Consider the following 11884-nt stretch of genomic DNA (forward strand, 5'->3'; position numbering starts at 1 on the left):
CCAGGAAAACCAACTCAAAATGCTTTTATAGAACGTTTCAACGGCTCATATAGGCGTGGGGTGCTAAACAAATATATTTTTGAAGACCTACACCAAGTGCGTGAACAAACTCAAATTTGGATGGATGATTATAACCATAAAAGACCACACGATAGCTTAGGGAAAATACCACCAGTAAAATATGCTGAAAACAAACGTGTCGCTGCCGCTAGGCTCATTTTAAAATAAAATGGCTTTAAAGAAACGATATGAAGAGAAAGCCATTCTATTTTAAAACGTAAAAAATTATATATTTGGAAAAACTAACAGTTCTAAATAGGGGAAGCTTACAGGTTCAACTATAATCGCTCTTTCTCGGGTAAAAGTAATTATCCTAATGCAGGAAGTTGGACAACTACACTGCGACCTGATTACACACTTTCATTTTGGCCTTTAGGTATTTCGGAGCAAGAAGCCGAAAAGCAAGAATTAATCGTGCATATTCATTTTGATGCCAAGTATAAGATTGCAAATTTCACTCATTTAATAGAAAAGAAATCTGATACGGAACTGGATGATGAGAAAGTAGAAAATCTAAAGGGTATTTACAAAAATGCCGATTTAATGAAAATGCATGCTTATAAAGATGCTATTAGAAGGACAGGCGGTGCATATGTTTTATATCCTGGCGATAAATCTGTAAAACGCAAAGGCTTCCATGAGATTATCCCAGGTTTAGGTGCATTCCCTGTACGTCCTTCGAAGACAGATGATGGTATTACCGATTTAAAAGGCTTTATATTAGAAATAATAGAACACTTCATAAATAGAGCTTCTCAAAGAGAAAAAATAGCATCCAGAACTTATGATATTTTCAAAAGTAAACCAAGTGAAGAAGATTGTGTAAAAGAAGTTCTACCCGAAACTTATGGCAAGAATCGCGGTTTACTTCCTGATGAAACTTTTGTATTAATCGGTTACTGTAAATCTAAAGAACATCTTGATTGGATTAATAGTAGACTACTTTATAATTTCAGAATGAACAATAATCGAGGAGCATTAAAACTCACTCAAGAAACTTTAAACGCAAAGTATTTACTATTACACATGAAAGGTGAAGAATCATCATCAAGATTATATCGTATTCCAAAACCTGAATATAGAGTAACAAATAAAAAAACTTTAGAGCGCTTAAACTACCCAGAACCTCGGCAACAAGCCTACTTAGTACTTAAATTAGAACGATGTACTGACATAGAATTTAAAAATATAACATGGAGTTTTAAGGAGTTAGAAAAATATAAATCAGGAAGAGCCGCTGCAATACCTTATACCGCAAGTCTTTCGGAACTAATGAAAGTAAAAGCAGTTCCAGATGAATAAATTTAACTCCCACACAGATTACATTACCCCCAACAGAACGCTCGAAACCATAAGATTCGATGGGAGCGACACATACTTATATATTTATAATTACAAAGGAGTTCATTTCCGTTTATTTATGGACCTAGTACAATTAGCTCAGTTTTTTCAATTGGGGACAGAGCCTAAATATGATTTTTCGGAGGAGGGGGAGTTGGATTTGTTTATAGAGGAACACGTTTTTGTGTAAACCTATTTTAGGACAAGTTGTTATATACAACGCGCTGAATATGATTAAATAAGAAAGGCCAAAGCAGAGTTTGCTTTGACCTTTTTTATTTAAAAATTGGGGAGGTTTATAGAATCGAGGAAATTATTGTTTTACCAATTTCTGAACTATTTTAGAACCATCTTCAAAAGTCGCATTCATGAAATATATTCCATTGGAAAAGTTTGAAATATTTAATTGAAGAACATTTGCATCTACTGCAACTTCTTTAAGAATTGCTCCATTTATTGCGAAGAATTGAACATTGCTCATCCGTTTATTACTATGTATAATAAAGCTATTTTGAACTGGATTTGGATAGTAGGTAAACGACAGCAAATTTGATTGGTCTACAGACAGTGTGATAGTGCTGAAAGAATGGGGGCCTTCAAAATCACTTTGGGTATTGGCGTCGCATAAAGCGCGCACGAATACATCATAAGCTGAATCTACTTCCAAATCTGTTAATATTTCATTTGGCACTCCATCATTATCAAATACACTTTCTCCATTAACTAATGGGTCAAAACCCGTTGGTCCGTATTTAATTTCCCATTCAGTTTCATCTCCAACAGGAGTCCAATTAACTAAGGCTGTTGTAGCTGTGATATCAGAAACCGAAATATTTGATGGGGTTATACAGTCTACACCATCGTCTTGTACTTCTATACAAAAAGTTCCTTCAAAAGTACCCTCTCCAAAACTTTCAAAGCCGTTAACTTGAATAAAGTAAGTATTCCCTTCAACTAGATTTGTTAAGGTTACGACTGATAAAAAGCCATCGCCTATAATACCTCCATCTTCATCGCAACCTATTTCGGTTCCTAAAGTATCAAGGTTGTTACAATCTGTGGCAGATTCAAAGACTGCTACTTCTGTATCTTCTAATGTTCCTCCTTCAAAATCTGTAGTAACAGTTACATTACCGCTGCTTGGGGCAACAAAACTAAACCATACTGTTTGGCTTCCTGCAGCATCATAGCATGAGCCTTGAGGTTCGTCTCGCTGTAAAGTAGCTCCAACATTGGTATATGAACCATTGACGCATAAGCCATCGACAGTAAGTGCGGTAGCATTACACAAATCGTCATTTATTGGTGTAGTTTTAAGGGTAATTGGTCCAGCAAAAAAACTATTACCATCAGTTCCGCCACAAAGAGATTGAACAAAAACACTGTAAATATTTGCAGGTATTAGGTTTGTAATTGTGGCATTCGGATTACCATTAACTTGCAATGATGAACCTTCAATAATAGGGTTAAAGCCCGGTTCTCCATATTTAATTAACCATTCGGTTTCACTGTTTTCAGGATTCCAACTAATAGTAGCTGTATCTGGTGTGACATTATCTATTTGAAGACTTGTTGGTTTAAGACAGGTTTGACTTTCAGTAATAGAAATATCGTCTACCGATAAATAAAATGGAAAAAAACCTGAGATTAAATGCCCTCTAATACCTATATAAATGACTCCTGAATTGGCTGACATAAAGCTACCGCTTACTTCTTGATAGTCACCATTGGTTATTTCGGTTGTTGGAAATATTTCGTGGATCATATCTTCAGCGTTTTCAGAATTACCATAGCTAGCGGCAATATCTGCTCCTTCTGTATTACTTTGTCTAGCGTGTAAACTTAGTGTGTAGCTTATCCCGCTTTGTACTTCTATAGGGTAAAACATCCACGTATCGCTACCTTTCGGCAAATAAATATTAAAGAGGCCTGTGCGTGGGCCTCTATTTCCAGCGACAATTGAATTATTTACTTTCCAATGTGTATTTGAAATAACTTCTTGGGACCAGCAATTTTCAAGATTGGCTCCATTTAAATAATTTTCTTCAAATCCTTCAAGAAATGGAAGAGTAGCGGGTGTACAAAGTGTTTTAAAAGTAAAAGGTCCTGCCATTTCGCTTTCTCCTTGTGTACCACAAATAGCTTGAATATAAACATCGTAGCTATTTGCTTCTTCTAGGTTATCAATGAATGAGTTAGGAGTTCCAGTAACTGCGATTAGGTCTCCCTGTGTTTCTGGGTTAAATCCTTGGGGTCCATATTTTACACTCCATTCATCTTCGTTACCTCCGAGGTTCCAATTTAAATCGACCGAACTATCTGTTAAGTTCTGTATATTTAAACTTGATGGTTTTGGGCATCTAGGCAAAGCATCTACGGTAAATTCGTCAAGATATAAACGAAATGATCTTGTAGAAGTAGCTACAACAGCAACATACACCTCTTGTCCGTCAAAAGCGGATAGGTTGTAAGCATAGTTTACATAATCTCCTTGGGTATCTACATTGGCAATTGTAGTTTCAGAACCGAGCACTGTATTGAAATCTGAGGGATTAGCACCTGTGGTAGATACTTTCACCTCAAAGGATTCAAGAAAATTAACTCCAGAGCCACCTGCATAGAACGAGATATGGTCTGTAAGACCTGAGGTGACTATAAACTGGGGTGATATGAGGTAATCATCATGCTCAAAATCTTCTTGGTATATCCATAAGCCCCCATCTCCAAGATATCCATTACCGGCGTGGAACTGCCAAGATGTTCCTTGTCCATCATTATCTATAACTGTCCATTCTGATGGTATATTGGTATCAAAGCTTTCAGTGAATTGAGCTTCAGCTTGCCAATAAGATAAGCTAAGCAGGATTGTTATAGTAAGGAATATTGTTTTATTCATTAGTATCAATTTAATTATGAAACTTTTTGATTAGTTTTTAATTATTTTCTTTGATACTGATGAACCGTCTTCGAAATTAATTTCTAAGAAGTACATTCCGTTGCTGTAGTTTGATGTATTTAGGACACTAAAATTAGTATTAAGATTAGTAAATTCTTGTAAAAGTGTGCCATTTACACTGTACACACTGTAAGCAGAAATCATTTTTGAAATACTTTCAATTTTAATATCTGTACGTGTAGGATTTGGATATAACTGAATAAGATTACTATTGATTTCATTATCTGTAACTCCTAATATGTCTGTATTCATAAAGATATAAGCGGCACCAGCATCCCCCATTTCGTTGTCACCATTTGCATCGAAGTCTACCCTCGGAGCTCCAACAATCATTTCATTGTTGAACATGGCAATACTCCATCCATAAAAATCTTCACCTACGGTATCATCACCTTGTATTATTTGATCTTCTATCCACGTTCCATCAGCATCTTTTTTATAGAAATAAACTTCGGCCACTTCATTGCCATAAATATGGGGTGCTGTTACGGCAATATAATCTTCATTAATAGCAGTGGCCCATCCAAATTGCACTCTGTCTGTTGACGGGTTAGCGTTTAGAATTTGTACTTCTTCAAAAGTACCTTCGGTATTCTTTTCAAAAATATATGCTGTTCCTACTTCTAAGTCGGTGCCATAAGCCCCCACTACTATTTTATCATCTTGGATAGTTACTGAACTTCCAAAGTAATCTTCCACTTCTCCATTTGAGGCTGCAATTGTTTGGTTGTATTCCCAAAGGCCGCTTGCATTTTTAATGTATAAATAGGCTACTCCTACACGGTCGTTAACGCCTTGTGCTCCTACTAATAATTGATCGCCTGAGATAGAAACTCCTATTCCAAAAATATCATTTGCTAGCGGGTCTGGGCTCATAATTTTTTGAGTTTCTTCCCATACGCCATCAACCTTTGTAAATACATATACTGAGCCTGTCCAAGAGTCTTCTCCAGGAGCACCTGCAATGATTGTATTCCCTTCTACATCTAGTGAGGTTGGGTTCATCGCTAACTTGGCATCGCCACTTAAATCGGACGCAACTATTTTTGTGCTGAATTCCCAGCTATTATTTTGATAATCGTATACGTATAAGGCACCTGCTCTAATTGTACCATTTACATCTGCTCTACCTGCCGCTACTACTAAATAATCGTCAGAAAATTTTACACCACCACCGTATTCTGCACCTTCGTTCGAATCATCAGCTGACAATGTTTGCGTATAGGCCCAAGTACCTTGAGTGTCTTTACTATATATATATGCAGCACCAGAGGCGCCATTTTCTCTTGAAGCTCCAACTATTGCGAAGTTTTCTTTAAGCGCTACTGAAGTACCATATTCAGCTCGACCTTCTCTATTTTCGCTTACAATTTTTGATGTTTGCGTAAACTGAGCATTTGCAGATGTGATTCCAAATAGGCAAGCAAGAATAAGCATGCTCTTAATAATATTGATTTTTTTCATTTGATAGTTTTTTAGAATTAGTTGTTTTTAAATAAAATAGAATAGAAAGAGAATAGATACAGGTTTTATAACATTCCCTTATACACTTTATGCGCAATAAATGATTCGATAAAAATAGACAGAAGCAGAATTATTGTCCAAAAAAGCAGGTGGACATTATGTGACATGTAGTGTTTAAATACGTGACAGGACTCTAAATACGGGAAAGATAGCTGTGAAGCGGAAGATTTTCAGGAACTTCCATTTTTTTAGAAATACGCTCTTTTCTCTTTCGGCAGGATTGTGGTGTAATATTTAATAGGGATGCAATTTCTTTATAACTTAAATTCATATAAAGGAATGTGATAAACCGAATATCATTGGTTGTTAATTTTGGGTGTTTTGTTTTTAATCTATCTAAAAAACCTTGGTTCAATTCTTCGAAATGCACAAAAAAACTATCCCATTGAGTATCTTTTTTTAAGTACTTTTTTAAATCGTTTATTTGATTTTTTAAAGATGTGTTGGTTGCTATTTGGTTGTTTATTGACAACGATTGAATTACTTCTTCTATAAGCTCATTTTTACTGGCTAGATACATTGCCTTTGCTGTTAATTCTCTGTTTTTACTATCTAGTTCATTTTTAAGTCGCTCTTTTTCCAACAAAACTAAAGCTTCTTTCTCTCGATGTTGTCTTTCCACTAACAGGTGATCGCTTTTCTCTTTAGCCAATTCTAATTCGATAATCTTTTTTCGCTGTTTATGTTTTAAGGAGTTGTTTTTATACACCCAAACTAAAAGTCCCATAAATAGAACGACACAAATAATCAGTGTATAGAAAAACTGTTTTTCTCGCTTGAGTGTTTTTTTGCTTTCTAAAAGTTCGTGTTGGTAATTCTGGATTTGGAATTTCACCTTATCACTTTTAAATAATGCACTATTCTTAATAGAATATAAGGTATCTGTGGCAATGATAACTGAATCTTTATAAGCCATTGCCTTTTGGAATTCGTTTGTATTGCCGTAGAGGTTTGCCAGACTCCCGTAAATAGCTATACGCCCCTCGATATCTTTCTGAGCATCTCGGGCCAGTAGGGCATATTTTTGGGCTGTTTTGTATTGATTTTGCTGTTCATAAATCTTGCTAATAATAAGCAGGAGCGTAATTTTATCATTAACCGTAACGCTTTCCTTTAAGAGGTATAGGTTGTTTATTTCTGGCAAAATTTCTAATGCGAGTTTTTCGGCTTGCAAAAATTTGTTTCGGAGGAGGAGATTTTCAGCTTTTGCAGTTTTTGCGAGTAAAAGAACGTTGGGTTTATCTTTCAATAATGGCAGCGCCTCTTCAATATATTTTTCAGCGAGATCTAAATCGCCCATTCGGTTTAACACCAAGGCCAGATTAATACCGTAAGTACCTATCTGTTCATCTTCGTCAAGCTTTTTAGCAATTTCATATGCTTTAAAAAAAGATTCCATAGACTTTTGTACCTCTTTTTCTTCAATATACAATCCACCTATATTATTGAATACCGCCATCTGTTGGCGTGCACCTAGATGTTTAATCGCAATTTCATAAGCTTGTAGGTAATATTGAAATGCCTCACCATAATCCAACATTAAATAATAGTTGGTTCCTATATTCAAGGTTGCATTAAAAGCTTGTGAATACCATCCATTTCTGACTGCTGCTTCTTTTGCCTCAAGCAACTCTTCAATAGACTTAACATGGTCTTTTTCTGACAAGTATTTTACTCCCAGATTAATACGGTCTATAACGTCTGATTGGGTTTCGGTTTGAGCTAGAAGCTGAAAAGGTAATAATAGAGCTAGCAATAAAGGAACAGCATAATAAATCCTTTTTATTCTCATTAAAAAATTAAATATTAGTAAATAGATATGCTTGCTTTTTAGGGATAGATTAAGATTATGAAGACTATAGCTTATAGCCAGAACTAATTTAAGAATAGACTAACATACTATTGTGTTGGAAATTCTTGTAAATATATTAAATAAAGGATTAAGATTCAATGGTGCTTTGGACTGTAACCTACTACGCTTTGTTATAATTTATTGGGGTTCAGTATTTCTGAAGGGAATTATTTTTGGCAAAATAGATAGTGTACCCTATAGGATTAATATAAATAAATCGAGGTATGGACAGGTCGCGAAGTACCCACCCCAAATGGCGCGCTTTTGAAAAACATGTCTATTTATTGTTGCATTTGTAATGCATATCACATGCTTTTGACACTGAGAATATAATTATTTTTGGTATTACTCATACTTAAACTCTTGCTGTCTGTAGTTTATACAAGGTTTTTTTAACGTTTGATTTATAATGGAAAGAATATCTAAACTATCCTGCACACAAGTGTAAGATAAGCATTGTATGTTTTTTTGAAATGCGAATCTTTATTTGCTTTTTAGGTTTTGAGCACAGCCCACTTGGAGAAGCTTGGGGAGCGTAGAAATGAATTGGGGAGGAATTGGGGAGGAATTGGGGAATTGGGAGAATTGGGGAATTGGGGAATTGGGACAGCTCTCGAGCTGTCCGTACGGGATATCCAAGATTTGGAAATGAAAGATTGGGTGCAAAGGCTTATTTATTCTATCGAAATACAGGATTTTGCACAGGAGATATTGGATAGACTATCTTGTTTAGTATTTGTGAAATTGTGGCTCCCAGCCAGCATTAAATTATAAAAAATAATATCCTTATAATTTTTAAGTGCAAGTAAGAGTTACAATATATTCCCCGATTAATTGATGGAAAGCCGCCTCTATAATTAAACTGAGACGGCTTTTTTCATTTTTATTTAATGGTATTGAGTATTCAAAGCCCTTGTATTCCCAACTACATATCGACCGACCCATTTTTTCTCCTCGCTTAATGTTACAAAATAAGTATTGACAGAAAAGCTTGTATGTCCGCTACAGTCTTTTTGACAATGGTCTTTTTTATTAGTCCTTCGCAGAAATACAGGTGCAATATGAGGCAAGAAATACAAATCTCAACATTAAACCACATACCTTTAAGGAGGCTTGCGACAACATCTTTCCGGAATCTATTTCCCACAATTTCCATACAGCTATATTAATGTGGGGACTTAACAGGAATGGCTTTTGTAGGTTTGCAAACTTTTAAAAATGCAATGCAAAACAATAAACGAACTCTTGTAATCCTCATCCTGGGCCTGCTTTCTGCGCTTGGACCATTTTCTATAGATTTATACTTGCCAGGATTCCCAGAGATAGCACGCGATTTAAATTCTACTACTGGCCGGGTGGCACTTTCCTTATCGAGTTATTTTATAGGTGTGAGCATTGGACAAATGATTTATGGCCCTCTACTAGACCGATTTGGTAGACGGATTCCGCTATTGATTGGCCTGTTTATTTATTTATTTGCTTCTGTGTATATTGTATATGTTACGTCTGTAGATTCCCTGATCCTCGTCCGATTTGTACAAGCACTAGGAGGATGCGCCGGAATGGTGGCTGCCCGAGCTTTGGTTCGCGATCTTTTTCCTGTAACTGAAACAGCAAAAGTATTCAGTCTGCTGATGCTGGTAATTGCTGTTTCGCCAATTGTTGCCCCTACCCTAGGCGGATTTGCAACGGCGCATTGGGGCTGGCATTCTATTTTTATAATTTTAGCCGTGTTGGCGGCAATCAATATTCTTCTGGTCTATTTCTGGCTTCCCCTAGGGGCACAACCAGATACCACAATGTCTTTAAAACCAAGGCCGATCATTACCAAGTTTTGGACTGTGTTTAAAACACCCCAATTCTACACATACACTCTCACGGGATCGTTTGCTGCCAGTGGACTATATGCCTATATCGCCGGATCGCCACATGTGTTTATGGAACTTTATGGGGTTTCTGAAAAACAATATGGATGGATTTTTGGGATTATCGCCTTGGGATTGGTTATTGCTAGCCAAGTAAATACTGTTCTTCTCAAAAAATACACAAGCCAGAAAATTGTAAAAACTACTCTTATCTGCCAAGTTTTCGCTGGTGCACTTTTGTTTTTTGGTACTATACTCAACCTTATTGAAATGTACTCGATGATCGTCCTAGTTTTTCTATTTCTCAGCACTCAAGGTTTCGCTTTTCCAAATACCTCAGCGCTGTCATTAGCACCTTTTGAAAAGAACGCAGGAACAGCTTCTGCACTTATGGGGGCGCTCCAACTTGGAATCGGGGCGATGATTACTGCTTTGGTTTCTATGCTGAGCAATGAAACGGCTCTCCCGATGACAGGGATTATGTTTTTATGTGCGCTCGCGGCTTTTGGTATGCTGTATTGGGGACAACGGAGGGTAAAGGAATGAGGAAAGGGAGGAAGAAATGGCGAAAAAGAGGAGAAAAAGAGGAGAAAGGGAGGAGAAAGGGAGGACAGCTCGCGAGCTGTCCGTACGGGATTCGGCGGGGGAGGCAATTATGATGTGGGGAAAAATTTGTCGGTTTGCCATTTTGATGGATTCTGATCGATGTAATCTGAAATTATTTGATAACTCTTATCACTCCTTATAATATGATCGTGAAATGAGCGATGCCACGCAAAACTTGAAAACCCTGCTTCGTGTATCATTTTTGATGATGTTGTTTTAAAAGCACCTACCAAACTGGATAAGGATTTTATTTTTATCGGCTTGTCAACAACTTTCGAACTGTCAATTTCTATTATCGCATGTACGTGATTGGGCATAACCACATAATTATGCAACACTACATAACGGTATTGTTCTGCCAACCACAGCAATCTGTTTTTAACTATTTCGCCATATTCATTTAACTCATTTATTTGATTTTGGATTTGTGTGGAGGAAGTAGGGCTTGGAAGATGGTGGTTTGAAGAGGAGCTGCTTGGGGAGGAGCTGCTTGGGGAGGAGCTGCTTGGGGAGGAGCTGCTTGGGGAGGAGCTGCTTGGGGAGGAGCTGCTTGGGGACAGGTCGCGACCTGTCCGTACGGAGGGAGTGATATTTCCTAGGCAGCAGAGCATTTTCTTCACGCAGATAGTGATGAAATATAGATCGTCTTGGGAGTAATCATATCCCTTTAATCTATTTCTCTTTCTGTTCTTCATGATAATTCTTATTGGAATTTGTGCTGCTTCTTAGTATCGACAGCTTTCTCTAGTTTTCACTATTTTAGATTTATTCCCCTTATTTTTGACAGCTCTCGAGCAAGCTAGGACAGTTCTGCCTGTGCCTCGTGGATTTATGCCCCTTTATTTTGGACAGCTCTCGAGCTGTACGTACGGGATATAAATATATGAAATTTTGGTATTTTAATCCTCCTCAAAAGACCGATACCGTGAAAGTAGGATAAAGAAAAGTCCGTAGGAAATAAACCCAATAGCCGTTAAAGCCATTAATATCCTTCCTGTTAGCGATTGATCTAAAAATGAAAAAGCATCGGCAATACCTTTAATTTCATGATTACCTGAATAAATACCTGCTCTTAAAAAAAAATAAGCGATTATAAATACGATAAAAGCCCTGGAGTAAAAGCCAAACTTCCCTCCTAACCGAATTAAATGAGAGCCGCTACGCCCCTCTAGATTAAATTGATCCAACACTCCGCCTTTAAAAACACCAATTACTAGGATAACCGCTTGCGCCGCCAAAATAATACCTATTAAAATAAAAAGTATAGATACAGTTACAGGCCCCAAGAAATCTAAATATTGCCCTTGAGAAGCTTCCCCAGAGGGACCAAAAAGATGATAAAAAGCTAAGAGCGCTAAAAAAGTATATACGAGTCCGGTGATAAAAACTCCAATTCGCATCATCACGTCCATGCTATCACCACCCATGTTTTCTGGGTTTTTTATGCTGCGAACAAACATCCAATATGAATAACACAGCAATCCTATTCCGAGGGCAATCAGTAGAAATTGACCGAACATCTGTTTTTTAACAAATAGTAACGCCTGACTGGTTCCAGAACTCTCTCCTCCCAAATTTAGTGCTGCTAATAAAGAAAGAACACCTACTATTACATAAACAAATCCTTTGGCTATAAAACCAATAATAGCGGTTCGTTGCATCGACTTTTTTACCATTCCA

10 protein-coding genes are annotated in these 11884 nt (G+C 36.9%); 5 read left to right on the forward strand and 5 right to left on the reverse strand.

Going from position 1 to position 11884, the window contains the following annotated elements:
* The 3 genes from BLW28_RS12460 to BLW28_RS12470 form a co-directional block, all read left to right on the forward strand.
* Positions 1–228, forward strand: a 228-nt coding sequence (locus tag BLW28_RS12460) for an integrase core domain-containing protein (protein WP_143036878.1), incomplete at its 5' end; no start/stop codon positions are given.
* Positions 229–315: 87 nt separating this feature from the next.
* The gene (locus BLW28_RS12465) at positions 316–1362 is read left to right on the forward strand and encodes a nuclease domain-containing protein (RefSeq protein WP_083540804.1); all 1047 of its coding nucleotides are present in this window, start codon (positions 316–318) and stop codon (positions 1360–1362) included.
* The gene (locus tag BLW28_RS12470) at positions 1355–1591 is read left to right on the forward strand and encodes a hypothetical protein (protein ID WP_073220741.1); all 237 of its coding nucleotides are present in this window, start codon (positions 1355–1357) and stop codon (positions 1589–1591) included. The genes BLW28_RS12465 and BLW28_RS12470 overlap by 8 nt, the downstream gene beginning before the upstream one ends.
* A 123-nt stretch (positions 1592–1714) precedes the next feature.
* Here the strand turns inward: BLW28_RS12470 and BLW28_RS12475 are convergent, their stop codons facing one another.
* The 3 genes from BLW28_RS12475 to BLW28_RS12485 form a co-directional block, all read right to left on the reverse strand.
* Positions 1715–4297, reverse strand: coding sequence for a T9SS-dependent choice-of-anchor J family protein (locus BLW28_RS12475; RefSeq protein ID WP_073220744.1), 2583 nt, complete (start codon positions 4295–4297; stop codon positions 1715–1717).
* A gap of 30 nt (positions 4298–4327) precedes the next feature.
* Positions 4328–5821 carry a T9SS type A sorting domain-containing protein gene (locus tag BLW28_RS12480; RefSeq protein WP_073220747.1) on the reverse strand — a complete coding sequence of 498 codons (1494 nt, stop codon included), beginning with the start codon at positions 5819–5821 and terminating at the stop codon, positions 4328–4330.
* A 193-nt stretch (positions 5822–6014) separates the two neighbouring features.
* On the reverse strand, positions 6015–7673 hold the full coding sequence (locus tag BLW28_RS12485; RefSeq protein ID WP_073220750.1) for a tetratricopeptide repeat protein: 1659 nt from the start codon (positions 7671–7673) through the stop codon (positions 6015–6017).
* Between the two features lie 561 nt (positions 7674–8234).
* On the opposite strand from BLW28_RS12485, the gene BLW28_RS12490 reads away from it, so the two are divergent.
* Both BLW28_RS12490 and BLW28_RS12495 read left to right on the forward strand, forming a co-directional pair.
* Complete coding sequence (locus BLW28_RS12490; protein WP_143036879.1) at positions 8235–8507, forward strand: hypothetical protein; 273 nt, start codon at positions 8235–8237, stop codon at positions 8505–8507.
* 413 nt (positions 8508–8920) lie between these two features.
* Entirely contained in the window at positions 8921–10144 is a 1224-nt protein-coding gene (locus tag BLW28_RS12495; protein WP_244885848.1) for a Bcr/CflA family multidrug efflux MFS transporter, read from the forward strand.
* A 107-nt stretch (positions 10145–10251) separates the two neighbouring features.
* Here the strand turns inward: BLW28_RS12495 and BLW28_RS12500 are convergent, their stop codons facing one another.
* Together BLW28_RS12500 and BLW28_RS12505 are read right to left on the reverse strand one after the other, a co-directional pair.
* Positions 10252–10899 (reverse strand): transposase, encoded by a 648-nt coding sequence (locus BLW28_RS12500; protein WP_234946498.1) that lies wholly within the window; start codon positions 10897–10899, stop codon positions 10252–10254.
* Between the two features lie 204 nt (positions 10900–11103).
* Positions 11104–11880, reverse strand: coding sequence for a DUF1206 domain-containing protein (locus BLW28_RS12505; RefSeq protein ID WP_073220760.1), 777 nt, complete (start codon positions 11878–11880; stop codon positions 11104–11106).
* Between the last annotated feature and the right edge of the window lie 4 nt (positions 11881–11884).

The organism is Aequorivita viscosa, assembly GCF_900106795.1.
In the GTDB taxonomy this organism is placed as follows: Bacteria; Bacteroidota; Bacteroidia; order Flavobacteriales; family Flavobacteriaceae; genus Aequorivita; species Aequorivita viscosa.